General features: G+C 71.5%; 15 protein-coding genes. 6 read left to right on the top strand and 9 right to left on the bottom strand.

Annotated elements, in window-relative coordinates; translation table 11 throughout:
• Positions 1–149: 149 nt before the first annotated feature.
• Positions 150–875: a maleylpyruvate isomerase family mycothiol-dependent enzyme gene (locus tag OQ02_RS27025; RefSeq protein WP_033441398.1), complete on the bottom strand. Its 726-nt coding sequence runs from the start codon at positions 873–875 to the stop codon at positions 150–152.
• A gap of 44 nt (positions 876–919) precedes the next feature.
• Between OQ02_RS27025 and OQ02_RS27020 the strand changes: the two genes are divergently transcribed.
• Positions 920–1,804: a MerR family transcriptional regulator gene (locus OQ02_RS27020; protein WP_033441515.1), complete on the top strand. Its 885-nt coding sequence runs from the start codon at positions 920–922 to the stop codon at positions 1,802–1,804.
• A gap of 13 nt (positions 1,805–1,817) precedes the next feature.
• Here the strand turns inward: OQ02_RS27020 and OQ02_RS46770 are convergent, their stop codons facing one another.
• The gene (locus tag OQ02_RS46770; RefSeq protein ID WP_033441397.1) at positions 1,818–3,245 is read right to left on the bottom strand and encodes a sensor domain-containing diguanylate cyclase; all 1,428 of its coding nucleotides are present in this window, start codon (positions 3,243–3,245) and stop codon (positions 1,818–1,820) included.
• Between the two features lie 437 nt (positions 3,246–3,682).
• Here OQ02_RS46770 and OQ02_RS27010 point away from each other — a divergent pair, with 437 nt between their 5' ends.
• Positions 3,683–4,498 carry an ion transporter gene (locus OQ02_RS27010; RefSeq protein ID WP_033441396.1) on the top strand — a complete coding sequence of 272 codons (816 nt, stop codon included), beginning with the start codon at positions 3,683–3,685 and terminating at the stop codon, positions 4,496–4,498.
• An 18-nt stretch (positions 4,499–4,516) separates the two neighbouring features.
• Here OQ02_RS27010 and OQ02_RS27005 read toward each other — a convergent pair whose 3' ends face one another.
• The 4 genes from OQ02_RS27005 to OQ02_RS26990 form a co-directional block, all read right to left on the bottom strand.
• A complete protein-coding gene (locus OQ02_RS27005; protein ID WP_156077334.1) occupies positions 4,517–5,839 on the bottom strand; it encodes an NlpC/P60 family protein in 1,323 nt (440 codons plus the stop codon).
• 168 nt (positions 5,840–6,007) lie between these two features.
• On the bottom strand, positions 6,008–7,540 hold the full coding sequence (locus tag OQ02_RS27000; RefSeq protein WP_033441394.1) for an AMP-binding protein: 1,533 nt from the start codon (positions 7,538–7,540) through the stop codon (positions 6,008–6,010).
• Between the two features lie 139 nt (positions 7,541–7,679).
• On the bottom strand, positions 7,680–8,243 hold the full coding sequence (locus OQ02_RS26995) for a carbonic anhydrase family protein (RefSeq protein ID WP_051772844.1): 564 nt from the start codon (positions 8,241–8,243) through the stop codon (positions 7,680–7,682).
• 62 nt (positions 8,244–8,305) lie between these two features.
• Positions 8,306–9,043 carry an SIR2 family NAD-dependent protein deacylase gene (locus OQ02_RS26990; protein ID WP_033441513.1) on the bottom strand — a complete coding sequence of 246 codons (738 nt, stop codon included), beginning with the start codon at positions 9,041–9,043 and terminating at the stop codon, positions 8,306–8,308.
• A 65-nt stretch (positions 9,044–9,108) separates the two neighbouring features.
• Between OQ02_RS26990 and OQ02_RS26985 the strand changes: the two genes are divergently transcribed.
• Together OQ02_RS26985 and OQ02_RS45060 are read left to right on the top strand one after the other, a co-directional pair.
• Positions 9,109–9,588 (top strand): hypothetical protein, encoded by a 480-nt coding sequence (locus OQ02_RS26985; protein WP_033441512.1) that lies wholly within the window; start codon positions 9,109–9,111, stop codon positions 9,586–9,588.
• Positions 9,585–11,081, top strand: a complete 1,497-nt coding sequence (locus OQ02_RS45060; protein ID WP_051772842.1) for a hypothetical protein — start codon at positions 9,585–9,587, stop codon at positions 11,079–11,081. Before OQ02_RS26985 ends, OQ02_RS45060 begins: the two co-directional genes overlap by 4 nt.
• Positions 11,082–11,115: 34 nt before the next feature.
• Here OQ02_RS45060 and OQ02_RS26975 read toward each other — a convergent pair whose 3' ends face one another.
• Both OQ02_RS26975 and OQ02_RS26970 read right to left on the bottom strand, forming a co-directional pair.
• Positions 11,116–11,763 (bottom strand): hypothetical protein, encoded by a 648-nt coding sequence (locus OQ02_RS26975; protein ID WP_033441393.1) that lies wholly within the window; start codon positions 11,761–11,763, stop codon positions 11,116–11,118.
• Positions 11,760–12,503, bottom strand: coding sequence for an ATP-binding cassette domain-containing protein (locus OQ02_RS26970; RefSeq protein ID WP_231500243.1), 744 nt, complete (start codon positions 12,501–12,503; stop codon positions 11,760–11,762). The genes OQ02_RS26975 and OQ02_RS26970 overlap by 4 nt, the downstream gene beginning before the upstream one ends.
• Before the next feature lie 157 nt (positions 12,504–12,660).
• Between OQ02_RS26970 and OQ02_RS26965 the strand changes: the two genes are divergently transcribed.
• Positions 12,661–15,489: an aconitate hydratase gene (locus OQ02_RS26965; RefSeq protein ID WP_033441391.1), complete on the top strand. Its 2,829-nt coding sequence runs from the start codon at positions 12,661–12,663 to the stop codon at positions 15,487–15,489.
• A 52-nt stretch (positions 15,490–15,541) separates the two neighbouring features.
• Here the strand turns inward: OQ02_RS26965 and OQ02_RS26960 are convergent, their stop codons facing one another.
• Positions 15,542–16,063 carry an O-acetyl-ADP-ribose deacetylase gene (locus OQ02_RS26960; protein WP_033441390.1) on the bottom strand — a complete coding sequence of 174 codons (522 nt, stop codon included), beginning with the start codon at positions 16,061–16,063 and terminating at the stop codon, positions 15,542–15,544.
• A 414-nt stretch (positions 16,064–16,477) separates the two neighbouring features.
• Between OQ02_RS26960 and OQ02_RS26955 the strand changes: the two genes are divergently transcribed.
• Positions 16,478–18,130, top strand: coding sequence for a vWA domain-containing protein (locus tag OQ02_RS26955; RefSeq protein WP_033441389.1), 1,653 nt, complete (start codon positions 16,478–16,480; stop codon positions 18,128–18,130).
• Positions 18,131–18,201 lie beyond the last annotated feature (71 nt).

Genomic DNA, 18,201 nt, shown 5'->3' with positions numbered 1-18,201 from the left:
CATTCCTAACCCGCTGTAACCACTTTCACCAGAACGGCCCAGGTTAATTCATTGACTCGCAATCAAACTGGCCAGTTTGTCTACCCAACGTAGTCATCACGACGGCCGAACGGCCCACCCCAGGCCCCATGCGGGTGATGACAGCGCGTCTACAGCGCCGTGTGGGCCAACCAGTGGTCCAACAGCGCCCGGTCTCCGCCGATCGCGACCCGGGGGTCGTCGGGCGGCAGCCTCCGGGTCACGATCAGCAGCAGGTCGCGGGCCGTCGCGGTGACGGTGACGTCCGCGTCGTCGTCACCGCGTCGCCAGGTCGGCCCGGCGGGACCACGGGTGATCAGCCACGGGGCCCTGTCGCGCGGGCGCAGCGAGAGCGTCTGGCCGTCGCCACGCAGCTCGGCCAACGCCGGCTTCACAGCCGCCGCACCCGGCGCGGCCACGAAGCCCAGGACCTCGTCGACGGCGTCCTCCGCGAGGTCGGCCGGGATCACCGGCGCACGGCCCGCGAGGTCTGCGTGGTGCACGGCGGTGTCGTGCAGCATCCGGCGCAGCCAGAACCGGGCGGGCCGGGCGCCGAGGTACGTCCACACCGGGGCCGCGCCGTCCCCCACCACGTCGATCAACTGCCGCGCGCCGGCGTGCAGCCACGAGGCCCAGTCCTCGGGCACCTCCTGCTCACGGGGGTCGGGCACCGCGAGCGGACGGCCGGTGCGCACGACGTCGGCGGCCCAGCGGTGTTCCTGGCCGACGTGCGCGACCAGGTCCCGCACCGTCCACTCCGGACAGGTCGGCACCGGGACGGCGAAGTCGCGCACGTGCGCGACGAAGGCGGAGGTCTGCTCGCACAACCACTCGGCGAGCCGGTCGGAAGTCGTCATGGCCGTACCGTAGGAACGGCACCGGGGTGGAGGTTCAACCGATCGTGACGGGGGACACAGTGCTGGGCATCGGCGACCTGGCACGGCTGACCGGCGTGCCGGTGCGCACGATCCGGTTCTACTGCGACGAGGGCATCCTCGATCCGCCGCGCAGCGCCGGCGGGCACCGGAGGTTCGACCGGGACGCGGTGGAGCGGCTGGAGACCGTCCGGCGGCTGCGCGGCCTCGGGCTCGGCCTGGCCGTGATCGCGGACGTCCTCGCCGGACGGCGGTCGCTGGCCGACGTGGTCACGGCGGAACGGGCCGCGCTCGACGTGTCGCTGGCGGAGTTGACCTGGCGCCGTGCTTCCCTGCGCGCGGTGGAGGAGGCGTCACCGGCCGCGCGCGACGCACGCCTGGCACTGCTCGCCGGCGCGCAGGATGGGCGGGCCGTACGGGAGTCGCTGACGTCGTTCTGGAGCCGGTGCTACCTCGGCCCCGCGCCCCCGGACACGGTCGAGATGTTCCTGTCCGTGAGCGCGCCACCGCCGCCGGCCGATCCGACGCCCGCGCAGGTGCTCGCGTACGCCGAGATGGCCGTGCTCACGGCGGACCTGTCGCTGCGCCGCCGCTTGGCTGCCCGTCACCGCGTGCCGGACGAACGGGCGTTGCACGACGGGGTGGGCCGGGCGTGTGTCCTGGCGCGTCCACTGGTCCGAGCCGAACGGCCACCGGAGCCGGGGCCGGCGCTGGACCTGTTCGTGGCGGCGCACGCGGCGGTGTGGGACGCGCGGGACACGCCCTCGTTCCGCCGCACCCTGCTCGGCCGGACGGAGGTCGAGCGCGATCCCCGGCTGCGCCGGTACTGGGCGCTGGTAGGGACGGTCACCGGCGAGGACGTCAGCGTCGGCGCGGCGTACTCGTGGCTGCTGGACGCGCTCGCAGCGTGACCGGCCGGGACGGCTAGCTGCCCGCCCGTCGGCCGACCACGCGGTTCCGGCCGGCGTCCTTGGCCTCCAGGACCGCCACACTGGCCTCTTCCACCGCGTCCGCCACCGACGCGCCGGGAGGCACCTCCACCACGCCGATCGACACCGTCACCACCCCGCCGGCGTTGCCCCGGTGCTCGACACCCAGCCGTTCCACCGCCTGCCTGATCCGCTCGCTCAGCGCGAGCGCGCCGTCCAGCCGCGTGTCGGGCAGCAGCACGGTGAACTCCTCGCCCCCGTACCGGTACGCGCGATCGGCGGACCGGGCGGTGCGGTGGATGGCCTGGCCGACCTTGCGCAACGTCTCGTGCCCGGCCAGGTAGCGGTACAGCGTGTTGTAGCTGTGGAAGCGGTCTATGTCGACGAGCAGCAGGCTGTACGGCTCGCCGGCGCGGTTGAGGCGGGCGTGGTCGGCGTCGAACGTGGCCGGGTTCGGCAGGCCGGTCCGCTGGTCGATGGTCGCCGCCTCGGCGAGCGCCCGGTTCTCCGCGTGCAGCTCCTCCAGCCGTTCGGCGAGCCGGTCGACCTGGTGCTTGCGGGCCAGCGCCCAGTCCTCCAGGTCCTCGTCGTACACGGCCACGCCCACCGGGCCGATCGTCTTGGCCCGGTACATCGCCAGGTCCGCCTGGTGCAGCAGGTCCTCCGCGCCGTGCCCCGGCCGGACGAACGTGATGCCCGCCGACACCGACACCCGGACCACGCCGTCCGCCAACGCCACCGGCGTGGCGATCACGGCCAGGATCTCGCGGGCGGCGGCGATCGCCTGCTGCTCGTCCAGCCGGTCGAGCAGCACGACGAACTCGTCGCCGCCGAGCCTGGCCGCCGTGCCGCGACCGGCCACGACCGCGGCCAGCCGGAACGCCACCAGGCGCAGCACGTGGTCGCCGGCGGCGTGCCCGTGGTGGTCGTTGACCTCCTTGAACTGGTCGAGGTCGAGGAACAGCAGCACCGTGCCCGGCGCGCCGCGCACCGCCTGCTCAAGCCGGGGCAGGAACCCCGGGCGGTTCGCCAGGCCGGTCAGCACGTCGGTGTTGAGCCGGCTGCCCAGTTCGTCCGCCGTCTCCGCCCAGCCCGTGACGTCGAGCGCGACCACGACGAGACCGCCGACGTCCGGGTCCGCGCTCAGGTCACGGGCGACCAGGTCGACGCGCCGGTGCACCGATCCCTCCACCGGCACCGCGCACGTGCACCGCGAAGCGCCCGTGCGGCCCGCCGCCTGGAGGAACGTGCCCACGGCCGCCGCGTCGGAGTCCGCCACCAGGTCGGGCAGGACGCCGGACGCGCCGCCGAACAGCCGCCGCGCCGCCGGGGACGCCCACCGGACGCCGAGGTCGCTCGGGTCCACCACCAGCACCGCGGCGTCGGCGTGTTCGAGCACCGCCCGGTGGAAGCGGTCGTTCATCGCGACGCGCTGGGGAACCGCGGCGGGGCCTGGTGGACGACACCAGGGCCACGTCTCTCGATGGTCACTTCGCCGTCATCGGGCAGCAATGAGCCGGCCGCCATGGTCCCCCCTGGACAAGACTTCCTCAGATCCCAGGACATTACCGAATCCGCGCCGCGCATTGGGGTGATCATGACCGAAATTACCAAATATCCGCATTTCCGGACATGAATTCGCGGTCACGCCGAATAAGGGGAATATCCACCCTGAGTCCACAGTGGACCGACCCGATCGCGCCTTGTCCCGCAGAATGGGGATGCCCGAGCCCGTGTGCGCCCGACCTCGACTTCTTCCGCTCGTCCAGGTGAATCGGCTCAAGCGGTACGCGCGGCTTGCCGATGGGGCGGTGCTCGATCGAGCAAGATCCCCCGACCTGTGCGCAGGAGGAGTTCGGCATGGCTTTGCGCGACCGCGTCCGCGACGTGGTGGACGGCAAGCGCTTCCAGCAGGTGATCATCGGGGTGATCGCGGTCAACGCGATCGCCCTCGGCTGCGAGACGTCACCGGCCCTGGTCTCGTCGTACGGCGGCCTGCTGACCGGGCTGGACGACGCCGCGATGGTGGTCTTCGTGGCCGAGCTGGCCGCGCGGTTCTACGCGCACCGCCTCCGGTTCTTCCGCGACCCGTGGAACTGCTTCGACCTCGTCGTCGTCGGCATCGCCCTGCTGCCCGCCGCAGGGCCGCTGTCGGTGATCCGGGCTTTGCGCGTCCTGCGCGCGCTGCGGCTGGTCGCGATGGTGCCGAGCATGCGCCGCGTGGTGACCGCGCTGGTGAGGTCGATCCCCGGCCTGCTGTCGCTGTCCGGTCTGCTCGTGCTGCTGCTGTACGTCGGCGGCGTGGTCGCCGTCAACCTGTTCCGCGCCGGCGGTGACCCCCGCTTCGGCGACCTCGGCTCGACCGTGCTGACGCTGTTCCAGATCACCACCGGTGACGGCTGGTCGGACGTGATGCGGGACCTGATGGCCACGCAGCCGTTGGCCTGGATCTTCTTCCTGGTCTACCTGCTCGTCGGCACGTTCACCATGTTGAACCTGTTCATCGCGGTGGTGTGCAGCGCCATGGAGTCCGAGTCCGAGTCCGGGTCCGGGTCCGGCGCGAAGGCGGGGGCGGTCACCCCGGACGACCGGCTGCTGGACGAGATCAGGGCGTTGCGCGAGGAGGTGCGGGCGCTGCGCCTGGAGCGGGTGGGTACGGCGACGGCTGGGCAGTAGCCGCAGGCGGGGCAGTTGCTACAGCAGGCGCGTGGCGTACGGCATGATCCCGCCGTACCGGACCGGGGAGACGCGGACGGACGAGCCGGAGTACGGCGCCTCGACCATCATGCCGCCGCCCAGGTACAGGGCGACGTGGGTGCCGCCGCCCGGACCCCAGAACAGCATGTCGCCGCGCTGCGCCTGGGCGAGCGGCACCTTGCGGCCGGCGTTGTACTGGTAGCCGCTGTAGTGCGGCAGGTAGACGCCCACCCCCGCGAACGCGTACATCATCAGCCCCGAGCAGTCGAAACCGACGGTGTAGTAGTCCCCGTGCGCATCGCCGACGCCGCCGTCGGGGATGCCGACGGTCGGGCCGTCGTAGTTGCCGCCGCCCCACGAGTACCGCACGCCCAGTTGGCTCATCGCACGCGCGACGACGGTCTCCACGCCGCCACTGCTCGGCGGCACCACGGGTTGCGGTCGAACGGCCGGCGGTGGCGCAGGCTGAGCAGCAGCAGCCGCCGCGGCAGCGGCAGCCGCAGCGGCCAACGCCGCCGCCTCCTCCTCGCGCCGCTTGTCGTCCAGCCACTGGTTGTACTGGGCGCGCTGGCCCTCCAGCCCTTCGACCGCGCCCAACGCCTGGTTGAGCTCGCCCTCCACCACGGCCTTGTCGTCCTGGATGCGCTGCGCGGCGGCGGCCTGGCCCTGCTGGGCCTCCGACGCGGTGGCCTGTGCGGCGTCGGCGTCCCGCTTGGCCTGATCGGCGGCGGACTCCTTCTGCCCGGCCACGTCGAGGGCGGCGCGGGCAGCGGCGTCCTTGTTCGCCTTCTCGCCCCGGCTGCGCTCCACGTCGTCCAGCGCGTCGAGGCTGGACTCGCTCACGGCCTCCAGCAGCTGCGCGCGGGCCAGCAGGTCCTCCGGGCTGGACGCGCCGATGTACGCCGAGACGGACCCGACGAGGCTGCCCTGCCGGAAGCTGGCGCCGGCGAACTCGTCCAACCGCACGCGGGCCTGCTCGACGGCCTGCCCCGCGGCGTCGGCCTCGACCTTCGCCGCTTCCGCTTCCCGGCGGGCCCGGTCGGCCGCCGCCTGGGCGGTCTCCAGGTCGACCCGCGCCTTGTTCGCCAGCTCCATCTTGAACGCGACGTCGTCGGTCAGCTGCCGCAACCGCGCCTCGGCGTCGGTGAGCCGACCGGTCAGCTCGCCGACCAGCGCGGCCTTGGCGTCCGCCTGCTGCCGACCGGCGGCGATCTCGGCGTCACCCGGGTTCGGGGGCGGCGGCGGCACGGCGACGGCCGTACCCGCCAGGCACACCACGGTGAACAGCGCGACCACGACCGAGACCATCCATCGCGTCACGACTCCCGCCTCCCGCGCACTCAGCCGATCCGCGTTACGCCGAACGGCGTCACGTGGACCGACTCTGCCACTCCTACCTCACTGATTCCAATGGTCCCGGGCTGAACATCAACCACATGGGTCACAGGAGGCGCGGTAAACCACCGTGCGCCGGGCGGTCGCCCACTCTCAGTTGACCTCGCGGTCCAGATCGGACCAGTACGGCGCGCGCAGCTTGAACTTCTGCACCTTGCCGGTGGCGGTGCGCGGGATGGCGTCGCGGAACTCCACCGACGTCGGCGCCTTGTACCCGGCGAGCCGCGCCTTGCAGTGCGCGATCAGCTCCGCCTCGGTCACCTCGGCTCCCTCGGCCGGCACGATCAGCGCCTTGATCGTTTCGCCCCACTTGTCGTGCGGCACCCCGATCACCGCCGCCTCGGCCACCGCCGGGTGGCTGAACAGGGCGTCCTCCACCTCGATCGACGACACGTTCTCGCCGCCGGTGATGATCACGTCCTTCTTCCGGTCGGAGATCGTCAGGTGGCCCTCGTCGTCGAGCGTGCCGCCGTCGCCGGTGTGGAACCAGCCGCCCTCCAGCGCCTCGGCGGTGGCCTCCGGGTTCTCCCAGTAACCGGCCATCACGACGTTCCCGCGGGCCAGCACCTCGCCGCCCTCGGACACCTTGAGCCGCACGCCCAGCCCCGGCGCGCCGGCCCGCGACAGCTTCCGCGCCCGCTCCTGCGCCGACAGCGCGTCGTCAGCCGGTCGGGACCGGTTGAACGTGAGCAGCGGTGACGTCTCGGTCAGGCCGTAGAGCTGGAGGAACTCCCAGCCCAGCTCCTCGCCGACGCGGGCGATCGTGCGGCTCGGCGGCGGCGCCCCCGCGCAGATGATCCGCACCGCGTCGCGGCCGGGGATCTCGCCGTCCCACTCCTGGGCCGCGTCGAGGACGGCGTTCCAGACCGCGGGCGCGCCGCACATCAGCGTGACGCCGTGGTCGCGCACGCGCCTCAGGATCTCGGCGCCGTCGACCTTGCGCAGCACGACCTGCGGCACGCCGAGGCCCGCGAGGCCGAACGGCATGCCCCAGCCGTTGCAGTGGAACATCGGCAGGACGTGCATGTAGACGTCCCGCTCCCAGGCGCGGGCGTGCATGGCGAACGTGACCGCGTTGATCCAGATGTTGCGGTGCGTCATCTGGACGCCCTTGGGCCGGGCGGTGGTGCCGGACGTGTAGTTGACGGTCGCGGTCGCGTCCTCGTCCGGTTCGCGCCACGGGCGGGGTTCGGCGTCGAACCGCATCAGCTCCGACTCGGTCTCCTCCCCGAGGACGAAGCGGTGGCGGGCGGTGATCCCGTCGAAGTCCAGTTCGGGGTCGACCAGGAGGACGGACGCGCCGCTGTGCTCGACGATGTAGGACACCTCGTCGGCGCGCAGCCGGAAGTTGACCGGCACCGCGATGCGCCCGGAGGCGGGCACGGCGTGCAGCAGTTCGAGCAGCCGGGCCGAGTTGTGGCTGACCACGGCGACCCGTTCGCCCTCGCCGACGCCGAGCGCGTCGAACCCGGCCTGCCAGGCGCGGACGCGGGTGGCGAACCCGCCGTACGTGGTCGTGGGCACGGGCGCGGCGGGCTGGTCGGGCTCGTCGACGGTGGCCGTCGTGTCGGCGAAGACCTGCTCCGCGCGGTGGAGGAAATCGGCGACAGTCAGGGGTACGCGCATGCCCGATGACCTTATTGACCACCACCGTCGATCGCTACCGCCGGACTTCGCGGTCGGTCGGGGCCTTGCCGGGACGCAGGCCTCGCGAGCGGACTCCCCGATGTCCGGAGTGGACCGCGTCGGCCAGGGGCAGCGGGGCTCAGCGGCTCGTCAGCACGAACCTGCGGTTGAGGGGCTGCACGGGCCGGGCGCGGTCGGCGTGCGCCCGGACGAAGGCGCGCAGGGCCGGGTCGTCCACCTGGACCGGCTCCGTCATCACCACCCAGCTCACCACCTCGTCGAACTCGCCGGTGGTCAGCGAACCCTCGTAGCGGTGGAAGCCGCCGCCCGGGAACAGCGCGGGCAGGTCGATGCCACTCGGCGGCTTCGCGTCCGACGCGCCCGGCTCACCGAGGCCGACGAACACCGCCACCACGCACGCTTGCAGGACGTCCTCGGCCCTCAGGTGGACGGCGTGCATCTCCGCGCCCCGCGCCCGGCCGTCGACCCAGTGCTCGCTCGGGCGGTGGAAGTGGATGTTGTCGAGCCGGAACTCGCGCCCGGACAGGCGCACCGCGTGGTCGCCCTTCGGCCGGAAGCGCCAGCCGTGGCCCTCCTCGGCGGCGCTGAACTGGTCGGCGCGCCACCTGACGGCCAGCTCGTCCTCCAAGCGCGGCACGACCACGGCGTCGCGGAGGTTGATCGGTGACTGCTGGTCTCCCACGCCGTCGATGCTGCCACCGGCGGCTGATCACGGAAGGCTGGTCGTACCCACCGAACGGGTGGTCACCAGCTGCTCGGGTCGCCCCACGTGCGGATCGGCCCGGTCGCCACCACGGGCACCGCCGCCAGCTCCGGCAACGCCGACGCGGCCGGCTCACGCACGACGGCAGCCGCGAGTCCGTCGTACGGCGTCGGTTCCAGCGCGCAGATGATCACCGCCGCGCCCGCCCGCGCCGCCAGCGGCACCAGCCCCGCGGCGGGCTCGACCATGAGCGACGTCCCGGCGACCACCATCACGTCGCAGTCCAGCGCCGCCGTCCGCGCCGCACGCAGCACATCGGGGCTCAACGGCTCGCCGAACGCCACCGTGGCCGGCCGGAGAACCCCGCCGCACACCACGCACAGCGGTACCGCGTCACCTCCGCGCACGCGGTCCAACGCCTCGCTCATCGCACCGGTGTCACCACACGACGAGCACACGACGCGCGACATCGACCCGTGCAGTTCGACCACCGACGAAGACCCGGCCCGCTGGTGCAGCCCGTCCACGTTCTGCGTCACCAACGACCGCACCCGCCCGGCCCGCTCCAACCCCGCCAACGCGCGGTGCGCGGCGTTCGGCGCGGCCGTCCACATCGGATCGTCCAGCCAGGACTCCCACGCCGCCCGCCGCACCGCCGCCGACGACGCGAACGACGACGCGTCGAACGCGAACCGCACCACCCCCGACTCGACGGACACCCCCGCGCCGGTGAGCACGGTGATCCGCCGTGCGACGGCCATCACGTCCCGCGCACTCATGCGACCACCGTCCCACACGCCTGCGAGCATGTCCGGGTGCGCAGGACACGTCAGTGGAGCCGACCATGAGACGACCTTCGGCGGAGCCGACCGCCAGGGGACGGGCCGGAGCCGTGCTCGGAGTTATCGGTTTGGTCACAGCGGTGGTGGGCACGTTCCTGCCCTGGCTGCGTTCGGGCACCGTCACGAGGACCAGTTACGAGGTACTCGCTCTGCGTGGTTTCGCCGGGTTGGACGGCGTGTCGGGCGAGGTGGTCCGCGGGATCTGGGTCGGGCTCACCCCGTTGGCGGTGTGCTGCGTGGTGCTCTGGGTGGTGCGACTTCGCCGGTTCGCCGCATGGCTGGTTCTCCTCTTTGGCACGATTGCGGGAACGGTGGCGGCACTTGCCGCCGTCCAAGGGGGCAACGAGGCGGCACTGGTCGGGATCACCACGACCGGACCGGTGACAACCCTCGGTGGTGCTGTGCTGGGGGTCGCCGGGGCGATCACCGTGCTCACCGCGAAATCCCGCACAGCGATCAGCACTCCAGGAGGAGCACCGTGAGCTACCCAGGTGGCGGCGGAGGCGAATGGCCACCGCAGAACAACCCGTACGGCCAGCCGCAGCAGGGGGGCTACCCGCAGCAGGGCGGCTACCCCCAGCAGGGCCCGCAGCAGGGGGGTTACCCGCAGCAGGGTGGCTACCCGCAGACCGGTCCGCAGCCTCAGCAGGGTTACCCGCAGACCGGTCCGCAGGGCTTCGCGCAGCCCCAGCAGCCCGGCTACCAGCAGGACTTCGGCCAGCAGCCGTACGGCTTCTCCGGTGGCGAGCCGCCGAAGAAGAAGCGCACCGGACTGATCATCACCTCGATCGTCGCCGTTCTCGCGCTGGCCGCGGGCACGGTCGCCACGGTGTGGGCGCTGCGCAGCTCCGACGACGTCGCGGCCGGCTCGGAGAGCCCGTCCACGGCGGCGAACAACCTGCTCAGCGCGCTGGGCAGCGGTGACGTCCTCGGCATCATGAACGGCCTGGCGCCCGCCGAGGCCAAGCTGAGCAAGGACTACACCGAGGCCACCGTCAGCGAGGCCAAGCGGCTGGAGATCCTGAAGCCGGACGCCGACCCGAACAAGCTCACCGGTGTCCAGATCAAGAGCGAGGGCATCAAGTTCGACGACGCCGCCGCGGAGAAGGTCAACGACCACCTGACGATCAACAAGGTGATCGAGGGCAAGATCACGATCACCTCGGACGTCAAGCAGATCCCGTTGACGGACAAGCTCGTCGACGCGCTCGGCGCGGACCTCGACAAGGCCACCCCCGAGACGGAGACGCTGGACTTCGCCAAGGAGAAGGCCGACCGCAAGGGCAAGCCGATCGGCATCGCCACCATCAAGGTCGGCGACGAGTGGTACCCGAGCCTCTTCTACACCATCGCGCACGCCGCGCTGGAGTCCGAAGACCTCAAGTGGCCCGCCAAGGGCATCGCACCGGCCGGCGCGGGTTCGGCGAACGACGCCGCCAAGCAGATGGTGACGAAGGCGCTCGCCGGTGACATCGAGGGCGTTATCGCGCTCCTGCCGCCGGACGAGATGGGCGTGCTCCAGGACCTCGGCCCGGTGCTGCTGGACCAGATGGGCAAGACGCCCGACACGGGCGCGAAGCTGATCGAGCTGGAGACCGACTCCGAGGACGTCTCCGGCGGCTCCCTGCTCACGATCCGCAAGCTGGTGATCGAGGCCGAGGGCGAGAAGGTGTCGATCAGCCGGGACGGCGACTGCTACAGCGCCACCGTCCAGGGCAAGTCGCAGAAGCTCTGCGCGGACGAGATCACGCAGATGGTCGAGCAGCAGGGCGGCGGCGACATCCCGCCGGCCGCGGTCGACGTGATCGCCCGCATCGGCGCGCAGGTGCTGAAGGACGGCATCGGCGTGGTCGCCACCGAGGTGGACGGCAAGTGGTACGTCAGCCCGTTCCGGACCTACAGCGAGCTGTTCCTGACGCTGATGCGCGGTCTGGAGCCGAAGGACATCGACGAGCTGCTCAAGGCCGTCAAGTAACCCGGGCTCTACCGGTCGGCCCCCGTCGCGAGCGTCACCCGCGGCGGGGGCCGACCGCTGTGCCGAGCCAGGTCGCGCCGGCCACGAAGAGGACCGCGAGCACGCCGGAGAGCGTCAACGCGGACGTGACGCCGTCGTCGTGGGACAGCGACCACAGCACGTTGCCGACCGGCGGGGTGCGGCCGAACAGGAACACCAGCGCCACCAACGCGGTCGCCGCGAGGACGGACCAGCCGGTCTGCGTGATCACCGGACGGCTGCACAGCACGCCGACGCCGACGCCGACCAGCGCGCACACCGCCAGCGCCGCGAAGCCCTGCGCCACCGTGCCGGGCGGGTACGGGCGCGGTTGCGTCACGACGGGCGCCAGGGCGGCGATCAGGGCCAGCCCCAGGGCCGCCAGGACGGACAGCGCGGTCACGGCGGCCTGCGCACGGGCCCAGCCCCCAGCCGTCACCACGGTGACGGTCCGGCGGACCGGGTCCTCGGCGGTGCCGATCACCACCGTCAGCCACACCGACACCGGGTAGACGAGCACGCACGTCCCGGCGTACGCGGGCAGCGGCGGACCGGCGTCGGAGGCGTAGAGCATCCCCAGCACGGCGAAGTGCACCAGCAACGGCGGCAGCCAGCGCTGGGTGCGCAGCACGTCCACCAGCAGGTACCGCACCAGGGCCGTCACGAGCGGACGCTCCGCACCGAGCAGCCGAGCCGCAGCGCCTCGGCCAGCACGCCGTCGCTGAACCCGGCCCGCACCTCGACCCGCGCCCCGCCGCCGACCGCACGTGCCGCGGACACCCCTTCCAACGAGCTGATCAGCGCGAACGCCTCCCCCACCGAGTCCAGTTCGATCACCACGCCACCCTGGGCGACCGCGCCCAGCGCCACCTCGCGGGCACCCGGCACGTCGTGCCCGTGGTGGTCGGTCAGCACGACGGCCGCCTCCGACGACGCCACGAGGTCGGTCAGCGCACCGGCCGCGGCGGCGTCCAGCCCGGACCACGGCTCGTCCAGCACCAGCAGGTCCGTCGCGTGCAACGCCTGCGCCAGAGCGATCTTCTGCGTGTTGCCCTTCGACAGGGTCGCCATCGGCGCGGTCGGTTCACCGACGAAACCCAGCGCCTCCACCAGGTCCCACCGCACCGGCACGCCCCGCACGTCGGCGAGGTGGCGCAGGTAGTCCCGCGCGGACAGCTTCACGCCGGTCGGGAACCGCTCCGGCACGTACCCGACCGACGCGCCCCTGCGCACCAGGCCTGCCGACGGCGCCGTGACGCCCGCCGCGACGCGCAACAAGGTCGACTTGCCCGACCCGTTGCCGCCGCGCAGCACGACCACTTCACCGCGTTCCACGGTCAGCGAGACGTCGCGCAACACCCACGGCCCGCGGCCGTAGCGCTTGCCGATTCGATCAAGACGCACCACGGATGTGATGATGCCCCGATCAACGTAGGACCGGGTTGAAGCGGAATACAGGACACGCGTACTGTTTGGGGTGAGAGGGCGCCGCACCGGACGGTGCGGAAGACTCGACAGAAGTTCCCCTACCGACTTCGCGCGTGACCAGATGGAGTTTCACGTGACTGCACCAAGCAAGGACAGCTTCGGCGCCCGCGGCACGCTCACCGTCGGCGACGCCTCGTACGAGGTGTTCCGGCTGAGCGCGGTCGACGGCGCCGAGCGCCTGCCGTACAGCTTGAAGATCCTGCTGGAGAACCTGCTGCGGACCGAGGACGGCGTGAACATCACCGCCGACCACGTGCGCGCGCTGGGCAGCTGGGATCCGTCGGCCGAGCCGAACACCGAGATCCAGTTCACGCCCGCGCGGGTGGTGATGCAGGACTTCACCGGCGTGCCGTGCGTGGTCGACCTGGCCACCATGCGCGAGGCCGTCACCCAGCTCGGCGGCGACCCGACGAAGGTGAACCCGCTGGCGCCCGCCGAGCTGGTCATCGACCACTCGGTGATCGCCGACATCTTCGGCAGGCCGGACGCGTTCGAGCTGAACGTCGACCTGGAGTACCAGCGCAACAAGGAGCGCTACCAGTTCCTGCGCTGGGGCCAGACCGCGTTCGACGAGTTCAAGGTCGTCCCGCCGGGCACCGGCATCGTGCACCAGGTGAACATCGAGCACCTGGCCCGCGTGGTGATGACCCGCGACGGCATCGCCTACCCGGACACGCTCGTCGGCACCGACAGCCACACCACCATGGTCAACGGCATCGGCGTGCTGGGCTGGGGCGTCGGCGGCATCGAGGCCGAGGCCGCCATGCTGGGCCAGCCGGTCTCCATGCTGATCCCGCGCGTCGTCGGCTTCAAGCTGCACGGCGAGCTGCCCGCCGGCGCGACCGCGACCGACCTGGTGCTGACGATCACCGAGATGCTGCGCAAGCACGGCGCGGTCGGCAAGTTCGTCGAGTTCTACGGCTCGGGCGTCGGCGCGGTACCGCTGGCCAACCGCGCCACCATCGGCAACATGAGCCCCGAGTTCGGGTCCACCTGCGCGATCTTCCCGGTCGACGGCGAGACCATCGACTACCTGAAGCTGACCGGCCGCTCGGCCGAGCAGCTGGCGCTGGTCGAGGCCTACGCCAAGGAGCAGGGCCTCTGGCACGACCCGTCGGCCGAGCCGGTCTACTCCGAGACGCTGGAGCTGGACCTGTCGACGGTCGTCCCGTCGATCGCCGGCCCGAAGCGCCCGCAGGACCGGATCGAGCTGACCAGCGCCAAGGAGGCGTTCCGGCAGGCGCTCGGCGCGTACGTCGCGCACACCGACGGCGTGGAGAACTCGCCGGTGGACGAGGCGTCCGAGGAGTCGTTCCCGGCCAGCGACCCGGCCGCGCTGAGCAACGGTGACGCGGGCGGTTCGCCGCACGTGTTCCACTCCGCCGCCGAGGGCGCGGAGGGCCGGGCGTCCAACCCGGTCAAGGTGTCGCTGGACGGCGCGGAGTTCGAGCTGGACCACGGCGCCGTCGCGATCGCCGCGATCACGTCGTGCACCAACACGTCCAACCCGTCGGTGATGCTCGGCGCGGCGCTGCTGGCGAAGAAGGCCGTGGAGAAGGGCCTGGAGCGCAAGCCGTGGGTCAAGACCACGCTGGCGCCGGGCTCCAAGGTCGTCATGGACTACTACGAGCGCGCGGGGCTGCTGCCGTACCTGGAGAAGCTGGGCTTCCACCTGGTCGGCTACGGCTGCACCACGTGCATCGGCAACTCCGGCCCGTTGCAGGACGAGATCTCCGCGGGCATCAACCAGGGCGACCTGGCCGCGGTGTCGGTGCTGTCGGGCAACCGGAACTTCGAGGGCCGGATCAACCCGGACATCAAGATGAACTACCTCGCGTCCCCGCCGCTCGTGGTGGCGTACGCGCTGGCCGGTTCGATGGACAAGGACATCACCACCGAGCCGCTGGGCACGGACCAGGACGGCAAGCCGGTGTACCTGGCCGACATCTGGCCGTCGCCGCAGGAGATCTCCGAGGTCGTCGCGTCGTCGATCTCGCCGGAGGGCTTCGCCAAGGGCTACAAGGACGTGTTCGCCGGTGACCAGCGGTGGCAGTCGCTGCCCACGCCGACCGGCAAGACGTTCGAGTGGGACCCGCAGTCGACCTACGTCCGCAAGCCCCCGTACTTCGAGGGCATGGAGATGGAGCCGGCTCCGGTGACGGAGATCGGCGGCGCGCGCGTGCTGGCGCTGCTGGGCGACTCGGTCACCACGGACCACATCTCCCCCGCCGGTTCGATCAAGGCCGACTCGCCCGCGGGCAAGTACCTGACCGAGCACGGCGTCGACCGCAAGGACTTCAACTCGTACGGCTCGCGCCGCGGCAACCACGAGGTGATGATCCGGGGCACGTTCGCGAACATCCGGCTGCGCAACCTGCTGCTCGCCGACGAGGACAACGGCCAGGGCGTGCAGGGCGGGTTCACCCGGAACTTCCTGGAGGAGGGTGCGCCGCAGACCACGATCTACGACGCGTCCGAGGCCTACGCGGCGGCCGGTGTGCCGCTGGTCGTGCTGGCGGGCAAGGAGTACGGCTCCGGTTCGTCGCGCGACTGGGCCGCGAAGGGCACCTCGCTGCTCGGCGTGCGGGCCGTGATCGCCGAGTCGTTCGAGCGCATCCACCGCTCGAACCTGATCGGCATGGGCGTCCTGCCGCTCCAGTTCCCGGAGGGCTCGACGGCGGCGTCGTTGGGTCTGGACGGCACGGAGACGTTCGACTTCACCGGCATCACCGCGCTGAACGACGGCGACACGCCCCGGACGGTGCACGTGGCGGCGACGAAGGCGGACGGCGCGAAGGTGGAGTTCGACGCGGTGGTCCGCATCGACACCCCGGGTGAGGCCGACTACTACCGCAACGGCGGCATCATGCAGTACGTGCTGCGCAAGATGGTCCGCAGCTAGTCGACACCCCAGAAGGGGCCGTCCACCTCCGGGTGGGCGGCCCTTTCGCTGCTCAAGGAGCCGTTGCGGCTCGGAAAGCGTCGTAGGCGGCGCGGTCGAAGAGGACGAAGTGGACGGTGGCGATGGTCGGGAGGTCCGACGACACCTCGGCGACCGTCGTCAGGGCGACGCGAGCGGCGGAGGCGATCGGCCAGCGGTAGACGCCGGTGGAGATCGCGGGGAACGCGATGGTGCGGGCACCGAGGTCCGCGGCTGCGCGCAGGGAGTTGCGGTAGCAGTCGGCCAGCAGGCCGGAGTGGTCCTCCGTCGGCGACCAGACCGGCCCCACGGTGTGCACCACCCACTTCGCGGGCAGGCGGCCGGCGGTCGTGGCCACGGCCTGGCCGGTCCTGAGGCCGCGCCCGTAGTGGCCCGCACGGAGCTTGCGGCACTCCGCCAGGATGTCCGGGCCTCCCTTGCGGTGGATGGCGCCGTCGACACCACCACCTCCGAGCAGGGACGAGTTCGCGGCGTTCACCACGACGTCGACATGCTGCTCGGTGATGTCACCGAGGACGAGCTCGATCCGCGCCACGAGGTCCAGTGTTCCAGGGCCGACGGGACTGGTCGACAGACGACTTCCACGCCTGGAAACGGGTTGCGCGCCACTCGTCCGCCGCATTGTCGTCACAATTCCGACAATCAATGTAACGAAGCGCAGATCGAAAACGACGGATCATTTCTGCTAGACCGAACGGGTGAAGGTATTGTCGTTCTACAGAATACGCGCTTAACCTCGTCATGCCGACGCCATCCGACTCGCTCGGAACGTCATTAGGTCGGATCGTCGCTGGTCCGCACCTGTTCGGGGACTGACTTACCCGGCTTCACCGGAATACTCAGGCGTGATTCCAGAGGGGGATTCACACCCGTCGGCACGCACGAGGAGGTGCGAACCCGAATGCACAAGAACTCCCGAAGACGGGCTTGTGGCGTAACCGCGATCCTCTTGGCCGCGCTCGCCGCCCCACTCGCCACGACCACCGCGGCATCAGCGGCCGGTGGAACGGTCACCGGCACCAAGGCGCTCGGCGCCACCGACATCAGCTGTGGCGGCTCCGTCCCGGTCACCGTGACGCTCGACGCCCAGACCGGCATCTCCGGCAACCCGGTGGACATCGAGCTGGTGCTCGACCGGTCCGGCAGCATGGCCGGGGCCATCGGCGACCTCAAGAACGCCGCCAAGTCGTTCGTGGACATCATCGACGAGGCCACCGACGGCTCGCTGAACGGCGTGATCGCCAACGGCAGCCGCATCGGCGTGGTCAGCTTCGCCGACGGCGCCACGGTGGACGCCCCGCTCTCGTCGGACGCGAACGCCGCCAAGTCCGCCATCGACGCGCTCAACGCGTCCGGCGGCACGAACCACTCCGCCGCCATCTCGACCGGCCAGGCGGAACTCGCCGGATCGGTGCCCACCAACTCCAAGACGATGGTCATCATGACCGACGGCCAGACGACCGTCGGCCCGGACGCGAGCCCCGCCGCCGCGGCGGCACGCGCGGCCGGCACCGAGATCTTCGGCATCGGCCTCGGCTCCGTCGACTCCGCCGAGATCCGGGACTGGACGACGGACCCCGACGCCACGCACTACTACGAGGCTCCGACTCCCGCACAGCTGCAAGAGGTCTTCGAAGCCATCGGCGCGGCCATCGTGGTGCCCGCGGCGACGAACGTGACCGTGGTCGACACCGTGGCGCCGCAGTTCACCGCGAGCGGCGCGGCGGTCTCCAAGGGCTCGGTCGTCCAGGCCGGCAACCAGCTCACCTGGACCATCGACGAGCTCGGCACCGAAGCGGTGACCCTGACGTTCACCGCGACCCACGTCCCGACCGCCGGTGGCGGCGCGCTGGCGGTCAACCCGTCGGTCACCTACTCCGACACCGAGGGCCACGTCGTGGCGTTCGGCAACCCGACGGTGAACGTGCGCGGTTGCGCGGCGGCCATCGACGTCGAGCCCGAGCACGAGGTCAACGAGCTCGGCACGCCGGGCCAGACGCACACCGTGACCGCGACCGTCACCGACGACTTCGGCGACCCCGTGGCGTCCGTCCCGGTCACCTTCACGATCCTGTCCGGCCCGAACGTGAACGCGGCCGGTGGCGGCAACACCTCGGCCGCCGGCACGGTGGACTTCGTCTACCCGGCCACCCAGGGCCTCGCGGGCCTCGGCACGGACTCGATCCGCGGCTGCTTCACGCACGCCGCCGGCAACCAGGTGTGCGACGACGTGCTGAAGGACTGGGTGGACACCACGCCCCCGGTCGTGACGTGCCAGCCCACCAACAACCCGGGCGGTGGCACCGAGCCGCCGGCCGACAACGAGGACGGCTTCTTCGTCCTGACCGCGACCGACGCGGTCGACCCGGACCCGCAGGTCTTCGTCTCCGACTCGGCCAGCACGGCCGTGTTCGGCGGGTTCCCGTCCGGCACGAAGATCAAGCTGGTGCAGGCGCCGGGTGCGACGCCGAACCAGAAGCCGGGTGTCGGTGACATCGACTGGCGCATCACGCTCAAGGGCGACGCGCTCGTCTACGGCGTGGACGCGTCGGGCAACCAGTCGACGCCGATCAGCTGCCTGGTCCCGCCGCCGCCGAAGTAGGCGCCGACGAGGTGAGCGACAGGCCGCACGACAGGACGTGAGGGGCGCCGATCAGGGCGTCCCTCACGTCC

It is taken from the genome of Saccharothrix sp. NRRL B-16314 (assembly GCF_000716595.1).
Lineage (GTDB): Bacteria > Actinomycetota > Actinomycetes > Mycobacteriales > Pseudonocardiaceae > Actinosynnema.
Note: the sequence above shows the minus strand (reverse complement) of the source record. Positions and strands in the feature narration are given on the sequence as shown.

What these genes read in the sequence shown, in the direction of transcription:
- OQ02_RS26985 (WP_033441512.1), top strand. Translation starts at nt 9,109, where the DNA reads ATGAGACGACCTTCGGCGGAGCCGACCGCCAGGGGACGGGCCGGAGCC.
- OQ02_RS27000 (WP_033441394.1), bottom strand. Translation starts at nt 7,540, where the DNA reads ATGCGCGTACCCCTGACTGTCGCCGATTTCCTCCACCGCGCGGAGCAG.
- OQ02_RS46770 (WP_033441397.1), bottom strand. Translation starts at nt 3,245, where the DNA reads ATGAACGACCGCTTCCACCGGGCGGTGCTCGAACACGCCGACGCCGCG.
- OQ02_RS26990 (WP_033441513.1), bottom strand. Translation starts at nt 9,043, where the DNA reads ATGAGTGCGCGGGACGTGATGGCCGTCGCACGGCGGATCACCGTGCTC.
- OQ02_RS27025 (WP_033441398.1), bottom strand. Translation starts at nt 875, where the DNA reads ATGACGACTTCCGACCGGCTCGCCGAGTGGTTGTGCGAGCAGACCTCC.
- OQ02_RS27010 (WP_033441396.1), top strand. Translation starts at nt 3,683, where the DNA reads ATGGCTTTGCGCGACCGCGTCCGCGACGTGGTGGACGGCAAGCGCTTC.